Annotated in this window: 15 protein-coding genes; 13 read left to right on the forward strand and 2 right to left on the reverse strand. The window is 53.6% G+C overall.

All coding sequences use genetic code 11. From position 1 onward, the window contains the following. Positions 1–155: 155 nt before the first annotated feature. Genes cysM through mazG form a run of 3 tightly spaced genes read left to right on the forward strand, consistent with a single transcriptional unit; the run spans position 156 to position 4,129 of the window. Entirely contained in the window at positions 156–1,046 is an 891-nt protein-coding gene (cysM, locus tag TERTU_RS05310) for a cysteine synthase CysM (RefSeq protein WP_015817634.1), read from the forward strand. Between the two features lie 15 nt (positions 1,047–1,061). Continuing rightward, entirely contained in the window at positions 1,062–3,305 is a 2,244-nt protein-coding gene (gene relA, locus TERTU_RS05315; RefSeq protein WP_015820155.1) for a GTP diphosphokinase, read from the forward strand. Next, positions 3,305–4,129: a nucleoside triphosphate pyrophosphohydrolase gene (gene mazG, locus TERTU_RS05320; RefSeq protein ID WP_015820819.1), complete on the forward strand. Its 825-nt coding sequence runs from the start codon at positions 3,305–3,307 to the stop codon at positions 4,127–4,129. Before relA ends, mazG begins: the two co-directional genes overlap by 1 nt. A gap of 205 nt (positions 4,130–4,334) precedes the next feature. Here mazG and TERTU_RS05325 read toward each other — a convergent pair whose 3' ends face one another. Continuing rightward, complete coding sequence (locus TERTU_RS05325; protein WP_015819201.1) at positions 4,335–4,670, reverse strand: hypothetical protein; 336 nt, start codon at positions 4,668–4,670, stop codon at positions 4,335–4,337. A gap of 505 nt (positions 4,671–5,175) precedes the next feature. Here TERTU_RS05325 and adk point away from each other — a divergent pair. The 10 genes from adk to TERTU_RS05375 all read left to right on the forward strand — a co-directional run bounded on the left by adk (position 5,176) and on the right by TERTU_RS05375 (position 15,805). After that, on the forward strand, positions 5,176–5,829 hold the full coding sequence (adk, locus tag TERTU_RS05330; RefSeq protein WP_015817917.1) for an adenylate kinase: 654 nt from the start codon (positions 5,176–5,178) through the stop codon (positions 5,827–5,829). Between the two features lie 186 nt (positions 5,830–6,015). Next, positions 6,016–6,735, forward strand: a complete 720-nt coding sequence (gene tsaB / locus TERTU_RS05335; protein WP_015820481.1) for a tRNA (adenosine(37)-N6)-threonylcarbamoyltransferase complex dimerization subunit type 1 TsaB — start codon at positions 6,016–6,018, stop codon at positions 6,733–6,735. Between the two features lie 28 nt (positions 6,736–6,763). After that, a complete protein-coding gene (locus TERTU_RS05340) occupies positions 6,764–7,558 on the forward strand; it encodes an undecaprenyl-diphosphate phosphatase (protein WP_015820034.1) in 795 nt (264 codons plus the stop codon). A gap of 11 nt (positions 7,559–7,569) precedes the next feature. Next, entirely contained in the window at positions 7,570–8,865 is a 1,296-nt protein-coding gene (locus tag TERTU_RS05345; RefSeq protein ID WP_015819528.1) for a M18 family aminopeptidase, read from the forward strand. Positions 8,866–8,971: 106 nt separating this feature from the next. Beyond that, on the forward strand, positions 8,972–10,000 hold the full coding sequence (locus TERTU_RS05350) for a cyclic nucleotide-binding domain-containing protein (protein WP_015819080.1): 1,029 nt from the start codon (positions 8,972–8,974) through the stop codon (positions 9,998–10,000). Positions 10,001–10,181: 181 nt separating this feature from the next. After that, positions 10,182–11,330 carry a tRNA-queuosine alpha-mannosyltransferase domain-containing protein gene (locus TERTU_RS05355; protein ID WP_015816962.1) on the forward strand — a complete coding sequence of 383 codons (1,149 nt, stop codon included), beginning with the start codon at positions 10,182–10,184 and terminating at the stop codon, positions 11,328–11,330. 24 nt (positions 11,331–11,354) lie between these two features. Beyond that, entirely contained in the window at positions 11,355–12,359 is a 1,005-nt protein-coding gene (locus TERTU_RS05360) for a tryptophan--tRNA ligase (protein WP_015818096.1), read from the forward strand. A gap of 553 nt (positions 12,360–12,912) precedes the next feature. After that, a complete protein-coding gene (locus TERTU_RS05365) occupies positions 12,913–13,713 on the forward strand; it encodes a methyl-accepting chemotaxis protein (protein ID WP_420834824.1) in 801 nt (266 codons plus the stop codon). A gap of 36 nt (positions 13,714–13,749) precedes the next feature. After that, positions 13,750–14,070, forward strand: coding sequence for an STAS domain-containing protein (locus TERTU_RS05370; RefSeq protein ID WP_015817130.1), 321 nt, complete (start codon positions 13,750–13,752; stop codon positions 14,068–14,070). 43 nt (positions 14,071–14,113) lie between these two features. Further along, complete coding sequence (locus TERTU_RS05375) at positions 14,114–15,805, forward strand: ATP-binding SpoIIE family protein phosphatase (RefSeq protein ID WP_015819364.1); 1,692 nt, start codon at positions 14,114–14,116, stop codon at positions 15,803–15,805. A gap of 127 nt (positions 15,806–15,932) precedes the next feature. Here the strand turns inward: TERTU_RS05375 and bioA are convergent, their stop codons facing one another. Beyond that, complete coding sequence (gene bioA / locus TERTU_RS05380) at positions 15,933–17,240, reverse strand: adenosylmethionine--8-amino-7-oxononanoate transaminase (RefSeq protein WP_015819708.1); 1,308 nt, start codon at positions 17,238–17,240, stop codon at positions 15,933–15,935. Between the last annotated feature and the right edge of the window lie 65 nt (positions 17,241–17,305).

Below are 17,305 nucleotides of genomic sequence, written 5' to 3' on the forward strand. Positions count from 1 at the left end.
CTTGTATTCGGCTGCGGCGACGTGTTGATTTTACAGCCATAGGATAGGCAAAAAGCAGATAATTAGGAAGCAGAACTGTTAGAATGCGCGACCAGTGTCTATACGACCAAACTGTAGTTAGCCAACCAATGTGATTACCACGGAGTCACGGTTTGATGGACTTTCCCACAATTGAATCCTGTATTGGCAATACGCCGCTCGTCAAACTGCAGCGTCTTACTGCAGGGCTCGACAGTACCGTACTGGTCAAGCTTGAAGGTAATAACCCCGCAGGATCAGTAAAAGACAGGCCAGCACTCTCGATGATCGCGCGCGCTGAAGCGCGCGGCGATATCAAACCCGGCGATACCCTAATTGAAGCGACCAGTGGCAACACGGGTATAGCACTGGCGATGGCCGCTGCTATCAAGGGTTACCGCATGATACTTATCATGCCAGATAACGCGACAGAGGAGCGCAAGGCTGCGATGGCAGCCTATGGTGCTGAGTTGGTCCTGGTGACCCGTGAACAGGGGATGGAAGGCGCGCGCGATCTGGCACAGGCTATGGTTTCCGAGGGTAAAGGCCTGCAGCTGAACCAATTCGCCAATCTTGACAATCCGCAAGCGCATTTCGATACCACTGGCCCTGAGATCTGGCAACAGACGACTGGCAAGGTCACTCATTTTGTCAGCTCGATGGGCACCACCGGCACCATTGTTGGCGTGTCCCGCTATTTGAAATCCCAAAATCAGGCGATTCAGGTTGTCGGCTTGCAGCCGTCGGAAGGGGCAAGTATTCCCGGTATCCGACGCTGGCCTCAGGAGTATTTGCCAGCAATTTTTGACGACTCGCATATCGATCAAATCGTCAATATGTCGCAGGACACAGCAGAAAATACCATGCGGGATCTCGCCCGCCAGGAAGGTATTTTTTGCGGTGTCTCCTCTGGCGGCGCTGTCGCGGCCGCACTTGATATCGCGCGTACAGAGCGCGGCGCCCTGATTGTCGCCATTGTTTGCGACCGCGGGGATCGCTACCTATCTTCCGGTGTATTTAATCCCTGACAGGTTTTTTGATTCATGGTTAAAGTCAGAGAAGACCGCCCCCGTTTAGCCGACGGCCGCCTGGACATTGCCGCCTGGGCGAGTCGTATTGGTGCGGTGGCTCATGTTCCCGATACCGCCCTGACCAGGCTTTGCGCCAGTTGTGAGCTGGCTGAGTCTGTGGTGGCGCTCGAAGGGATGAACAACAGTTGGTGGGGGGAGGGCTACTCGTCGCTCAGCGCCGGTCTGGAAATGGCGGAAATTCTCGCCGAGCTGCAACTGGACGAAGACACCCTGGTTGCAGCTGTGCTCTATCGCAGTGTCCGCGAGCGGAAACTCGCCGCCGACGTGGTCGAGGAAAAGTTTGGTAAGACAGTCGTTGGGCTTATCCAGGGCGTGCAGAAAATGGCGGCCATTAGTGGGCTGTCCAACCACTCCAACGAACATGTTTTCGGTCAGGAGTCGGCCGAGCAATCAGAAAATGTGCGCAAGATGCTTGTCGCGATGGTGGACGATGTTCGAGTCGCGCTGATCAAATTGTCTGAGCGTACGTGCGCTATTCGTGCGGTAAAAGGGGCGCCCGTTGAGCGGCGCCAAAAGGTGGCAAAAGAGGTTTCGGAAGTATACGCGCCACTTGCCCATCGCCTGGGTATTGGTCACATTAAATGGGAACTGGAGGATCTCTCCTTTCGGTATCTGCACCCGTTTGACTACAAATATATCGCCAAATTGTTGGACGAGCGGCGGGTCGACAGGCAGGCCTATATCGACCGCGTGATTTCAATTTTGGAAGAGTCTCTGGCCACGGAGGGTGTCGAAGCCCACATATACGGCCGCGCCAAGCATATTTACAGTATTTGGCGGAAAATGCGGCGGAAAAACATAGGCTTTTCGGAAGTCTATGATATTCGCGCTGTGCGTATTCTGGTGAACTCCGAGCGTGAATGCTACACGGTGCTGGGCATTGTTCACGCCCTTTGGCGCAATATTCCGAGGGAATTTGACGACTACATCGCCAACCCTAAAGAAAACGGTTACCGCTCTTTGCACACGGCAGTCAATGGCCCGAACAACCAGGTTCTCGAGGTGCAGATCCGGACGCGCACAATGCACGATGAGGCGGAGTATGGCGTGTGTGCACACTGGCGTTACAAAGATACCGATAAAGACAACAGCACTGGCAGTTACGAGCAAAAAATCGAGTGGTTGCGTCAGGTACTCGAGTGGCACGAAGAAATTGGCGGTAACCCCTGGGACGAGTATCTGCCAAAAGCGATACAGCAAGACCGAATCTATGTTTTCACCCCCGACGGCCACGTGGTCGATTTGCCGGCGGACGCAACGCCGGTGGACTTTGCGTTTCGCATCCACTCAGATATTGGCATCCGCTGTCGCGGTGCCAAGGTCAATGGTCGGATAGTCCCGCTTAACCACCCGCTGCACACCGCAGATCAGGTGGAGATTCTTACTGGCAAGCGAGAGGCGCCAAGTCGTGACTGGCTCAATTCCAACTTGGGCTATATCACCACGTCGCGCGCGCGCAGCCGCTTACAACACTGGTTTAAGCAGCTCGACCGGGACCAGAACATTGCCGACGGCCGCGCGCTTCTGGATCGGGAGTTCAAAGCGCTCGCGGTTGAAAACCTGGACTTTCAGGAGTTGGCGCAAAAACTCAACTTGCGTAATCTGGACGATCTCTACGCGGCGGTTGGCGCCGCTGACCTGGGGGTCGAAAAGGTTATTCACGCTGCACAGCGGCTGCTTAATATCGACAAGCATGAGCACCCAGTCGCGTCGCTGGTGGGGCGCGCAACGAGCGACGGCGGCGGTGCTGATGTGTTTATCGACGGTGTCGGTAATCTCATGTCACATATTGCCCATTGCTGCCGCCCAATACCGGGTGATCGCATCGCAGGCTACATCACCCAGGGGCGCGGTGTGTCCATCCACAGGCTCGACTGCATTAACTTTATGCAGCGCCAGGCCATTGAGCCGGAGCGGATTATCACCGTCGATTGGGCTGAGGAGCCGTCGCAGAGCTATTCGGTGACGATTGCGCTGGAAGCGTTTGACCGCCACGGCCTATTGCGCGACATAACCACGCTCCTGGATCGTGAAAAGATAAACGTCAGTGCGATGCAAACTCTGTCGAATAAGAGCAAAAATACCGTGGATATGACCCTTCAAATCGAAATCACGGATTACAGCGAATTAAGCAGAGTGATCGCCAAGTTGAACCACCTGCCCAACGTGTCTGCGGTCCGCCGCAAGGTCAGCTAATGCCGCAGAAATACACCTTGAGTGATCTTATTCATCTAATGGCGCGATTGCGAGAGCCGGATACTGGCTGCCCCTGGGATCTGGCGCAGACTTATCGCACCATTACAGCGTCGACAATCGAAGAAGCCTACGAGGTGGTAGATGCCATTGACCGGGACGATTACGAGCACCTCAAAGAAGAGCTTGGTGATCTGCTGTTTCAGGTAGTGTTCTACAGCCAGCTTGCCAGCGAAGAGGGGCGCTGGGATTTCGATGACGTGGCATCGGCAATTACCTCCAAACTGGTTCGCCGCCACCCCCACGTGTTTCCCGATGGCACCCTGGCCAGCCGGCGCAGCAGTGTTGCCGAGCCAGAACAGGCCACAATCAAGCAAAACTGGGAAGCGATTAAGCAACAAGAGCGGGCGGAGAAGGGCAAACTCGGGCTACTCGATGATGTGCCCCGGGCTCTGCCTGCGGTGATCCGCGCGGAAAAGTTGCAAAAGCGGGTGGCAAAAGTGGGGTTTGACTGGCCGGATCACGCGGGAGTGATCGACAAAATCCGTGAGGAGCTCGCAGAAGTTGAACAGGCAATTGCATCTAAAGACGCTGCGCATATCGAAGAAGAGCTGGGCGACTTACTGTTTACCTGTGTAAACCTTACAAGACATTGCCGGATTTCCAGTGAGCAGGCGCTGCGGGCGGCCAATCAAAAGTTCGAGAACCGCTTTGCTGCGCTGGAAGCGGATTTGGGAGCCCAGGGGTTATCGCCGGAAGAGGCCAGTGAGGCGCAGTTGGAGTCTGCCTGGGAGCGCGTCAAGCGCATCGAAAAGGGCGCGAAGTAACTGGCCAAGTTGTTTGGCTGCTGGCGGGTACTCTGGCCGTTGATCACAGATAGGTTGGCTGCGATGAAATGGCGCGAGCAATGGCAGGTTTCTTGAGCACACACGCATCAGTGACGGCCCGTCAACGCCCTGACTCAACTTTATTGGTTGGGCAGTTGCCCTGGATCTAACCCAGGGCATCTGCCCAAACTGGCCTTACCACCACCTAAGCGGTTTTTTGCAACCGCTGTTTTTGCAGGTTTTCCTTGGTTTTTTCAAGGAACTGCGGCGTTGGGCCAACATCTTCGTACACAGGTTCGCCTAATTCATCGATTGAAATAACCCTGGTGCCCTGCACATAGGGAAAGCTGATTTCCAGCTCTGCCAGCGCGGCAGACACCAATTCGCTGACGAGCTGTTCTTTGGTGCGCCGCGGATACATCTCTGCCAGCGCATCAATTTTGGCAGCGTCCTCTAAGGTGAGGTTTACCTGGTAGGTCTCCTCAGTGAGTTTGCACTGCGCTTGCTGCAACCAGTTGCTGACGAGTTCTTTGACGGTCATATGCCCCTCTTAATCCAACAATAAAATTCATTTAGAAGCTTTGCTTGCTCTGTAGCTCTCTATGAATGGCTAGCAAAAAGCACGCCCGTGTATTTTTTGGTACGGGCGTCCCCGACGAGGCAAGCAAAAAGCGTTGGGGTTTGTATTGGTTATAGCTCATGCAACCCCGCTGGTTAAGTCTTTTTTGGTGTCAGCAAAAGCTAATTCAACGCCAGTTGAAGGGGGCTTCAGGGGGGAATTGACTTGTTTCCATAACAGGCGGCGTGTATCTTAACGCCCTCTTTTGTGGGGGAGTCTCCGGCGTATAGCTAGCCGATCGTCCGAATCTGCGGTGGTGCTGTTTAATTATTCGGCGATCGCAGTTGCCAAGCTTTGGTGCACGTTCGGCAATCCAGTGTCTGGTCGTGCCACTGACCAAAAACAGACCCCGGGCAGCCCCCACTGGCTCAACGGTTTTTATCGTAACAACCGTCGAGTGCCGGCTTTGAATCATGAGGTCTCACTAATGCGAATTATTCTTTTGGGTGCACCGGGCGCAGGCAAGGGCACCCAGGCTAAATTTATTATGGAAGCTTTCGAAATTCCGCAGATTTCCACCGGCGATATGCTGCGTGCTGCGGTGAAAGCGGGGTCCCCTTTGGGGGTGAAAGTGAAGGATATAATGGCGTCTGGCCAGCTGGTGTCGGATGACATCATCATCGATCTGGTGAAAGAGCGTATTAGCAAGCCAGACTGTGCCAACGGCTTTCTCTTCGACGGTTTCCCTCGCACGATTCCTCAAGCGGAAGCACTGACCGAATCCGGCGTGGAAATTGAGCACGTAATGGAAATTCACGTTGATGACGAAGAAATCGTTGCACGTTTAAGTGGTCGCCGTGTACATGAGGCGTCCGGCCGGATCTATCATGTGACTCACAATCCGCCCAAAACCGAAGGTGTCGACGATATTACCGGTGAACCTCTGGTACAACGTGATGATGATCAGGAAGACACTGTGCGCAATCGCTTGTCTATCTACCACGATCAAACCGAACCTCTGGTTGAGTACTACCAGAAGCAGGAAGCGGAGAACCCTGGCACTGTTAAATTTACTCGCATCGCAGGCGTTGGCCCGCTCGCGGAGATCAAAGACAAGGTTCTGTCTGCGCTAGGCAAGTAAAAGGTTTAGTCTGTGCAACAAAAAAGCCCCGATCTTTTCGGGGCTTTTTTGTTGCAGTATTTGCCTGTGCGGGCTGAACACCTGACAATACTCACCAAAAATACCCTTGTCCCCAACAAGAAGTTAGCACCAAGCGGTTACTAGCAAGAAGTTATTACGAAAAGATTTTACCAGGAGAGTCTGCCTATGCCGAAAATCCTTGCACTCGATGCATCGACTGAAGTCTGCTCTGTGGCACTTACCTGTGCTGACAAAAATTGGACTGAGACCTGCGATCAGCCTCGCTCGCATGCGAAGGTACTTTTGCCGATGGTTGACCGACTGCTGAAAGCATCGGGGCTCGAACTCGCTGAACTGGACGCTGTTGCAGTTACCAACGGCCCAGGTTCATTCACCGGTATTCGAATTGGACTGGGGATTGCACAGGGCCTCGCCTATGGCGCGAAACTACCCGTAGTCAGCATAGATACGCTCAGTGTATTGGCGCAGGGCTTCAGTATGTCGCACCCGGAGCGGACGAGTCTGACTTTAGTGCCCGCGTTGGACGCGCGCATGGCAGAAGTCTATTGGGCGGCGTACGAACTGACAGAAAGTGGTTTGTCGGTAGCTTTAGCGCCAGCAGTGGCCGCACCGGAAGCCATGCTTGATCGCCTCAGCGCTATTAGCGCGGGGCGAGAGCTGGTTGGCCTGGGCCATGGCTGGCAGGTTGCCGACACCGCAGTATTGGCTGAAGTTTACACCGGCGAAACTCCGAGCGCACTGGCCCTGGCCACTGCCGCTGCGGCCCAACTACCGGCGGCAGCACCGAGTACGGAGGCCAACCTGGTCGGCCTTGTGAGTGTCGAACCACTTTACCTGCGTAATGAAATTTCCTGGAACAAGCGCGAGCGGATTCGGGGACAATAAGAATTTTTACTCATCTGGAATGCTTTGCATGGATTTAATTCACGTCGTTGTATTGGCTCTGATTCAGGGCATCACCGAATTTCTCCCGATCTCGAGCTCCGCGCACCTTATTCTGCCCAAAGAAATTCTTGGCTGGCCCGATCAGGGCCTTGCGTTTGATGTGGCTGTTCACGTAGGTACGCTCACGGCGGTGGCGGTGTACTTCCGCAACGACATCGGCAAGATAATTATAGGCTGGCTCTCTTCTGTAACTGGTCGTGGTACCGATGAGAGCGGTCGTCTTGGCTGGTACCTGATTGCCGCCACCATCCCCGCAGCTTTGTTTGGTCTCATATTTGACGATTTGATTGAGACCCATCTGCGCTCCACCGACGTGATCGCAACAACGACCCTGGTATTTGGTGTTTTATTGTGGGTGGCTGACCGCAAACCAGCGGAAACCAAGCAATTGCGGGATATCGCACTGTCGACGGCGATGATTATCGGGCTGGCCCAGGCCGTCGCTCTCATCCCCGGCACGTCGCGGTCAGGTATTACTATTACCGCAGCCCTGTTTCTAGGCTTGTGCCGCACTGACGCCGCGCGGTTTTCGTTTTTGCTCTCAATTCCGGTGATTGTGCTTAGCGGCGGATACAAGGGGTTGCAGCTCGTGCTGTCGGCCGCGGCAGTCGATTGGCTGGCGATAGGGCTGGGTATTGCACTGTCTGCTGTCAGCGCTTATATCTGTATTCACTACTTCCTGAATTTTATTAACCGAATTGGTATGCTGCCATTTGTTATCTACCGGCTGCTGCTCGGTGTTCTGTTATTTATTGCTGTTTAACGGTTGTTGCTATGTCTTTAACGCGAAAGTTCGCTGATTTTCTCGATGCGTCACCCACGCCCTATCATGCGTGTGAAAACCTCTCATTACTGTTTGCCGCAGAAGGCTTCACTCGCTTGGATGAGAATACTCGCTGGCAACTGGAGCCCGGTAAAAAATATTTTTTTACGCGGGGTGATTCCTCATTTGCAGCTTTTGTCGTTGGTGAACGGCCACTGGAAGAGACTGGCGTTCGCATTATTGGTGCGCACACCGATAGCCCTTGTCTGAAAATTAAACCGAACGCCGATAGGGTGACGAAGGGCTACCACCAGTTGGGAGTGGCCGTGTATGGCGGCGCGCTGCTGGCCCCCTGGTTTGATCGTGATTTATCGATTGCTGGACGGGTTACCTACTTGGACGGCGAGGGTGCACTTAAAGCAGCCTTAGTGAATTTTGGACGTGCCGTTGCGTTGATTCCCAGTCTGGCGATTCACCTGGATCGCAGCGCTAACGAGGGGCGAGCGATCAACCCGCAAACCCAGATGAACGCGATCCTGCAACACGCACCAGCGGACGCACGCTTTGCGGATATTTTGCTAAATGAATTGCAGCAGTCACACCCTGAAGCTGTTGAAGTTCTCGACTACAACCTGAGTTTTTACGATACACAGCCTTCGGCGACAGTGGGTTTGAAGGATGAGCTTTTTGTCGGCGCCCGCCTGGATAATCTGGCGAGTTGTTTTCTGGGTGCTGAAGCGATGCTCAATGCCAACACCGACGTTACCAGTATCCTCATTTGTAACGATCACGAGGAAATTGGCAGCAACACCGATCTCGGAGCACAAGGCCCTATGCTCGGTGAGTTGATCGATCGGCTGGTATCAGGCGATGCCCAGAGCCGTCAGCTCACCTTGCGCCGTTCGTTAATGCTCTCTGTCGACAACGCCCACGGGGTTCACCCAAATTTTGCCGACAAGCATGACGATAAACATGGCCCGCTGTTAAACGCCGGTCCGGTGGTGAAGTTTGACGCGAACCAGTCCTACGCGACGGGCGCTGATACCGCCGCGCTGGTGCGTTGGTTGGCGCGAGCGGCGGAAGGCCGTGAGGCTATACCCTTGCAGTCATTCATTATGCGCGCTGACATGCGCTGTGGTAGTACTATCGGGCCGATCACCTCCGCCGAAATTGGTGTGCGAGCGGTGGACCTGGGAATCCCTACTTTCGGTATGCACTCTATCCGCGAAACAGCCGGGGTGAGCGATCTCGAGCAAATGGCCAGCTTGCTGACCCGCTTTGTGTCTGTGACGGACATATCACTCTAATTAAATTGTGACCTGGCGCGTCAGGCTTTAGATCAAACCGTGATTTTGAGAACAGTACCATTCCTTTTGAGTGTGCAAAAATTGGCTCGCATTAAGAGGAATGGTGATGATTACTCAAGAGTTACTTAAATCGTTTGTTCCTTTCAATGGATTGGAAGATGAATACCTGCAAGAAGCCCTCGCCAATATTCATGTGGAAGAGTACACCCGTGGGCAGATGATTTTTAAGCGCGGCCGCTCGCTCGCGAAAAAGTACTTTCTGCTTGAAGGGCAGGTGGACTTGATCAATAGCGCCTTCTATGTTTCTACCGTGCTGGATGACTCCGCAACCGCACAGTCTGCACTGAATGCAGAATCCCCATCGTCGAACTCTGCTGTGGCCAAGTCGCCGTCGGTGCGCGTGTTTTCGATTGATGTCGAGGTTTTGGACCGCATCATTGCGTGGAGTCAATCGATGCTGTCTACCAGCATCGACGAAGCCATGTTCAACGGGTCACCCTTCGAAGTAGAAGAGCTGGACGGCCAACACAGCGACTGGATGGCGGCACTGCTGCAGGCGCCACTCTTTTCCAAAATTCCGCTCACCCAGGTGCAGGAACTGTTCGCTCGCTTCGAAAACGTCCGCTATAGCAAGGGCGACTTAGTGGTTAAAGAAGGTGAGACCGGTGACTACTTTTATGTGTTGGTGGCCGGCTCTGCTCGAGTCTTTAATCGCTCGGAGAGCGTTGACCTGTTGATCCAACCAGGTCACTTCTTTGGTGAAGAAGCGTTACTGGGTGATACTCCGCGCAACGCCTCGGTAGAAATGTTGACCTCCGGGCAACTGAAACGCTTGAACTCTGAAGACTTTAACGCGTTGCTCAAAGCTCCGGTGGTGCGCTATGTGGAAGACCATCTGCTGGCCAAACTGGAAAAGCCGTACAAGCTCCTCGATGTCAAAATGCCAATGGAATACCGGTTTCAGCATGTGCCGGGCGCGATCAACATTCCTCTCTCTCGGTTGCGCAACTCCATGTCTGACCTGGGCCGCACCAGCGTTTATGTGGTTTCAGGGGATGCAGGCAGTCGTGCGGACATAGCCGCACATCTGTTGTGTCAGGCGGGGTTTGACGCAATGATTCTTAAAACGGCCTAGAGTCTGTTGCCACTAATAACTCGGCAACGAAAATTGCGAAGTTAACAGGCGGTGCATGGATGCAGCCCCATTGCCCGAAGGGCGCCGGGTTAATAGCAATCCGACTTTGCGGATGCGTGCGAGCTGCAATCTCGATGTCTGAGGCTTCAGTCTGAAGCCTTCTCTGGCGTAAACTCGCGCCATGAAAATTCTCATTCTCTCTGCGTACGATGCCGAAAGTCACAAGGCCTGGCGCCAGCACCTTGTGGATATGCTGCCATTTGCCAGTTGCACATCTCTCGCGTTACCACCACGTCATTTCAGTTGGCGTATCCGGGGTAATGCGCTTACCTGGGCGCTCGCGCAACACGCGACGCTCTGCAAGCCATGGGATCTTGTCGTTGCCACCTCGATGGTCGATCTGGCCACCCTTCGGGGTTTGGTGCCTGAACTGGCCAAAGTGCCAGCGATTGTCTACTTTCACGAAAACCAGTTCGCCTACCCCGCGAGCCGGGCGCAGCATGCGAGCGTCGAGCCGCAGATGGTAACGCTCTACGCCGCTCTCACCGCAGATCGGGTCGTGTTCAATACCCACTACAACCGCGCCAGCTTCTTGGCGGGCGTGGCTGCGCTCCTCGACAAATTGCCCGATGGGGTACCGCCTGGCGTGGTTGAGCGAATCGCGGACAAATCCGACGTAATTCCTGTGCCGGTGGCCATAGCGGGCGTTTCGGGCAAAAAGCCGGACGATGCTTTCCACCTGGTATGGAACCACCGGTGGGAGTACGACAAGGGCCCGGAAAATCTCTATTATGCGCTTGCCCGGTTACCCGTGGAGCTGCCGTTACGGGTACATGTTGTCGGGCAGCGATTTCGCCGGGAACCTGCCGTTTTTTCTGATATCCGACGCCTGCTCGACGAGCGCGCATGGCTTGGGGAGTGGGGCTATTTGACGAAGCGCGAGTGTTACGAAAACCTGCTCTCTAATGCGCACGCGGTGTTGTCGACCAGCTTGCACGACTTTCAGGGTTTATCGGTATTGGAAGCCGTTGCTGCCGGCTGCGTGCCCATTGTGCCCAACCGCCTGGCATATCCGGAACTGCTGTCTACACAGTGGTGCTACAGTATCGCCGATACTGAAGGGCAAGGCCCGGAATTCAGCGAGGCTGACGCTTGCGCACGCATGGTTCGCCTGCGAGTGGAGGAGTGGATGCGGGCACAACTGCCAACAGCACCTTCGCTGGATTGGCTCTCACCTGCCGAACAGGCTAAACACTACCGGCATCTGGTCAAATCTGTGGCGGTCAAAAAGACAAACGGCGGGCCAGAAGGTACAATCGCCCCGGTCTAAAAAAGCAAAAAAACGGAATCCACCATGTCTGTCAACCGCATTCTGACCGGTATCACAACCACCGGTACCCCCCATCTGGGTAACTATGTGGGCGCTATTCGTCCAGCAATCGAAGCCAGCCGAAATTCAAACAGCGAGTCATTTTATTTTTTAGCGGATTTACACGCGCTGATTAAGTGTCACGAGCCGGAGCTTATTCGGCAGTCTGCGCGGGAAATCGCTGCGACCTGGCTGGCGTTGGGACTGGATACCGACAAGGCGACTTTCTATCGCCAGTCAGATATTCCCGAAATCACCGAACTCAGTTGGGTTCTCACCTGTATGGCGGCCAAGGGCTTGATGAATCGCGCTCACGCCTACAAGGCAGCAGTCGCAAAGAATGTGGAAGAAGGTGAAGATCCGGATTTTGGCATTACTATGGGCTTGTACAGCTACCCGGTGCTAATGGCCGCGGACATTTTAATGTTCAATGCCAACACAGTGCCGGTGGGTAAGGATCAAATTCAACACGTGGAAATGGCGCGAGATATTGCTGCTCGTTTTAATCATCATTTTGCCGAAGTCTTTGTGTTACCCGAAGCTCAGGTGGACGACAACGTCGCGGTGTTGCAGGGCTTGGATGGCCGCAAAATGAGTAAAAGTTATAACAACACAATTCCGTTGTTTCTTCCGGAAAAGCAGCTGAAGAAGCACATCAATAAAATCAAAACCAACCTGCTGGAACCGGGAGACCCTAAAGATCCGGACGATTCCACGGTATTTCAGGTGTGGCAGGCGTTTGCCAGCGAAGAAAAGAGCGTGTACATGCGCGAGCAGTTTGCCCAGGGAATCGCGTGGGGCGAGGCCAAGAAGCAGCTGTTCGAGCTGGTCAACGATGAGATCGGCGAGGCTCGGGAACGCTACAACACGTTACTCGCAGACCCGGACACCATTGAAGATGTGCTGCAAAACGGGGCTAAAAAAGCCCGGGAAATCAGCGCTCCAATGCTTGAGAAGGTACGTTCTGCAATCGGCATAGGCCGTCTTTAGATATTCCTCTTTGGTCGCGACGCTCTGCGGATCATCGCTGCGTCGCCACTTCCCCTCCCTTCGTTCTTTCTAAAAGCTATCGCTCACTTTCTGTGCTGGCGTGTGGCACCTGCGCGCGCTCGCGACTAGGCTTTACACACAGTGGGCTCCGGTTAAACGGAGTAGTTTTCGTCTTTAGAGGCACAGAGTGAATAGGTTTGGGCGACACATTACTGTTTTAGCCGGTGTCAGCGTGATTGGTGTTGTGGGCTGCTATTTTTTTAACTCACAGCACAGTGCGGCAATACTTCTGGTGATCGCCTCTGGTCTGTCATTCGGTTTGGGGGTGGCGGTCACCAAGCCGCGCGAGAGCGATATTGCCGAGGAAGTAGGTTCCCAGTTGTTTAAGCAACGACGGTTCAGCAAATACATGCACGATCTGCTACTGCCCGTGTGTACCGACCTGTCACGTCTTTCGGCCAAGGTGGAATCGCTGGTAGAGGACGCCACTATTCAAGTACACCACAGCTTTCAGGGCTTGTCTAAATCCGCCAATGCGGAGAAAGAGCTGCTCATGGATATTGCGGATCGCCTCACCCGCAAGGAAGGTGAGAACGAGGATGCGATCAGCCTGAATAAATTTGCCAATGAAGTTGGGTATGTGCTTGATGATTACGTCAGTCTCTTCGTAGACATTAGCGATAAGAGTGTGCAGGCGGTACACAATATTCAAGACATGATCAAACACCTGGACGGCATGTTTGTATTGATCGATGAGATACGCAATATCGCTGACCAAACTAACCTTCTGGCGCTTAACGCTGCGATCGAAGCGGCGCGGGCTGGTGAGGCAGGACGCGGCTTTGCGGTGGTGGCAGATGAAGTTCGAAAACTTTCGAATGTATCCAGCACCTTGAACGAACAAATTCGTGAAAGTGCGGAGCGCACCAAACAAACGGTGACCAAGGTAGAGCGGGTGGTTGGGAATATCGCCTCTCTGGATATGAACATTGCCATCGATGCCAAAGGCCATTTGGACGGCATGATCGATGCGCTGGAGGACGTGAATAACCAGGTGGCAACTGGAGTAAGTCGTGGAGCGGAGATAGGCGAGGAAATCAATAGGGAAATTGGTCGTGCGATCACCGCTATGCAGTTCGCAGATCGGGTTGCACAGGATGCGCGAAAAATATCATCCCACACAGCATTTCTTTCTCAATTCCTGGAAGGTTACCTGCGCGCAAACCGCGAACATGCAGAATCAGAAGCGATACTCGATGCACAGCTCCTGCACATGGCTTCTCTTAATCCGCAGGCGATGATGAGCAAACCAGAAGCTTCACCCCGTGCGGGAGACATAGAACTTTATGAGTAGCACTGAAAATGAACTTGCGCATAACCGGATTTTTTCATGAGCATAACTGTAGATAACATTGATGGCGCTCACGGTGGCCACAGCCCATTTACCATCAGTCTGGGCGAGCGCTTCGATTTTGCCGAAGTCGAAAATTTTCGCAAGTGTTACGAGAGTTTAATCAATGTAGAAGGGAAAATTCTGGTCATCGACTTCGCTAAAACCCGCTATATCGACAGCTCTGCGCTTGGCATGCTGATTAATGCAAAGCGTTATTTCGACTCACGGGAGACGAGCATCCGCCTGGTAAAGACGAACGAGCAGGTTCGAAAAATTTTCGCAATTTCCCGTTTTGAAACAAAGTTCGAGATTAGTTAATAGGTTTTAACAGGCCCTAGCTCTTCACCCTGGAAGGATCGCTATGAAGATACTCGTCGTCGACGACTACCCGCAAAATCGCGAGCTGCTGCTGATGATTTTGGAGGACGAAGGGCACAGCTGTGTCGAGGCCGCCGACGGAATACAGGCGTGTGAGTTATTTCGGGCCGATATGGACATAAATCTTATCTTGATGGACGTGAACATGCCACTGATGGACGGCATCACCGCAACGCGAGTGATTAAACAGGAAAGTGAAGAGCGTTTTGTTCCGATAATATTTGTTACCGCACTGGATAACACCGAAATACTTGTGCGCTGCCTTGATGCCGGCGGCGATGATTTCGTTCCGAAACCTGTGAACGAAACTGTCCTTATGGCGAAAATAGATGCGCACGCGCGCGCGCAAACATTGTATGTAACCTTACAGGACGCGCACAAATCCTTGCGATACCATCAGCAAGTGATGAACCGGGAGCACGCGATTGTGGAGCACATTTTCGCGAACTCCAGCCGCCGCAACAAAACCTTCTGTGAAAACATTCAACACTACACCTCTCCGGTTTCCATGTTTGACGGCGATGTCGTTTTGTCTGGCCCTTCGCCGGCCGGAGGCAATTATTTAATGGTTGGCGATTTTACCGGGCATGGATTGGCTGCGGCTATTGGTTCTCTACCGGTGACGGAAATTTTTTACAGCTTGACCGAACGCCAGGCCAGCATCTCGCAGCTGGCTGAAGATCTCAACGAGCGACTCACCGAACTTTTGCCTACCAGTATGTTTTGTTGCGCGACGCTGTTGTTTATTGATGCGTCTGGTACCCAGTGTACGGTCTGGTCTGGCGGCATGAACGATGTCTTGCGGGTGAAGCCCGGCACAGGCGCTGTAGCTAAAGTGGCGGCGCAGCACATGCCATTGGGTATTCTCAGCAAATCGGAATTTGATAACACGCCCCAGCTGTTTGAAATTGATGCTGGTGAGCGTTTGTATATTTACACCGATGGGGTGAATGAAGCGGTTAATCCGCAAGGCGAAGAATTCGGGCTTGAACGGCTGGAGAGACTGGTTGCCGCTGGAGGTGACAATGTGGTTGCGAAAATAACGGCATCGGTTAAAGACTTTCATCGCGATAGCGGTCAATCGGATGATCTTTCCATTGTCGAGCTGACCGGCGGGCCGCTCGTGCATCGCCGCACCTCAGACAGCAGCGTAGTGGATGTGCGCAGTGAATTTCATCGCGCGCATTCTTTTCCATGGCATCTGCATATGCGACTCGAAGACGAGGATTTGCGCAATGTGAATATTGTTGATGAAATTCTCGGCTTCGTTGCCAGCATCCGCGGCATCGAATTACATCAGGATAAAATTTTTACCATTGTGAGTGAGTTGTACAGTAATTCGTTGGAGCACGGAGTACTGGGGCTTGCCTCCGATCTCAAAGACACCCCTGCCGGTTTCGAAACCTATTACCGTGAAAGACAAGAGCGCCTTGCAGCGGTTAGTGGGCAGTTTATCGAATTGGATTTCAGCTATATTCGCGGCGCGACCAATCGAGTGCAGTTGGTGATTACCGATAGCGGCGAAGGTTTCGATATCGATAAAACGTTAACCCGCTGCGCCGATGACGATACGCCGTTTGGGCGTGGTATTAACCTGCTACACAGCTTGTGCTCGCGATTGGAGTACAGCCTGGGGGGCCGTTCGGTTACAGCGGTGTACGATTTGTGCATTTAGCTTTAGCGCTGCAATTCTTCAACGCTGTTAGTCTTCAACGCTGGAGTTTGTAAGAGTTGATACCAGCCTGAAGCCGCGGTGTGTTCCAGTTGGCTATGTATTGCTTTCGGTTTCGCTCTTGTTTTCGCTATCGGTGTCGCAATTGCCCCTGGAGCACGCTGTAAGTAGCCGAGGTTAATTTTTCTATTTGCGCATCGGTGATGATGTACGGTGGCATCATGTACACCAGCTTGCCGAAGGGGCGTAACCATATGCCGGCTTCTACAAACGCAGGTTCTATCTGGGCCATATCCACTGGCTCTGCCAATTCTATTACGCCAATGGCTCCCAGCACGCGCACATCCACAACGCCCGGCAGTGAACGGCAGGGCGCGAGGCCTGCGCTTAGCTGGGCGCTTATCCGCGCGACTTCCCGTTGCCAGTCGGATTGCTGGAGCATTTCAATATTGCGGGCGGCAACTGCACAAGCCAGCGGATTGCCCATATAAGTCGGGCCATGCATAAAACAGCCTGCATCCCCGCTGCAAATAATGTCAGCGATGGTGTCGTTACAGAGCGTCGCCGCGAGTGTGATATACCCGGCAGTTAAAGTTTTACCCAGGCACAGAATGTCGGGGCTAATGCCTGCGTGCTCGCAGGCGAACCATTTTCCTGTACGGCCCAGGCCGGTGGCGATTTCGTCAGCAATAAACAACACGTTGTACTTTCGGCACAGGGCATGTAAACCGGCCAGAAATTCTGGGGAGTAGAACCGCATTCCTCCAGCCCCCTGTACGATTGGCTCAATAATGACTGCGGCGAGTTCTTCGTGATGGCTCGCCAGGAGCTGCTCGACATCGTCAAGCGCATTTGGAGGCAGTGCTTCGCTAAAGCCTGCGGGTGGTGCTGGAGCAAATAACTGCTTTGCCAACACACCCTCAAAAAGGCGGTGCATGCCGGTGACTGGATCACATACAGACATGGCCGCAAAAGTGTCGCCGTGGTAACCGTTGCGAAAGCTCAAAATGCGCTGTTTGTTGGCTTGACCCTGGGCCTGCCAGAATTGCAGTGCCATCTTGAGCGCAACTTCCACAGCAACCGAGCCGGAGTCGCTAAAGAAAACTCGGGAGAGGTCGCCTGGTGTGATGTCCACGAGTAATTTTGACAGGTGAACAGCAGGCTGATGGGTGAGCCCGCCGAACATTACGTGCGACATATCTGCCATCTGTTCGGTTAGGGCGGCGTTCAGTGTCGGGTGATTGTAGCCGTGAATAGCGCTCCACCAGGATGCCATGCCGTCGATAAGACGCTCCCCGGTAGCAAGCACAATTTCAACACCCTCGCAGCGTGCCACGGGAAACACCGGCACGTCTGAGTGGACTGAGGCGTAAGGGTGCCACACGTGCTGTTTGTCGAGCGCCAGTAATTCTGCGGGGGAGTAAGGTGTCTTTTGCATAGCTCAGGTGTCGCCAATCGGGTATTGCAGGGAAAAGGGCGACTATTCTAACAGGCCATCCGGGT

Origin of the sequence: Teredinibacter turnerae T7901, from assembly GCF_000023025.1 — a bacterium.
GTDB lineage: Bacteria > Pseudomonadota > Gammaproteobacteria > Pseudomonadales > Cellvibrionaceae > Teredinibacter > Teredinibacter turnerae_B.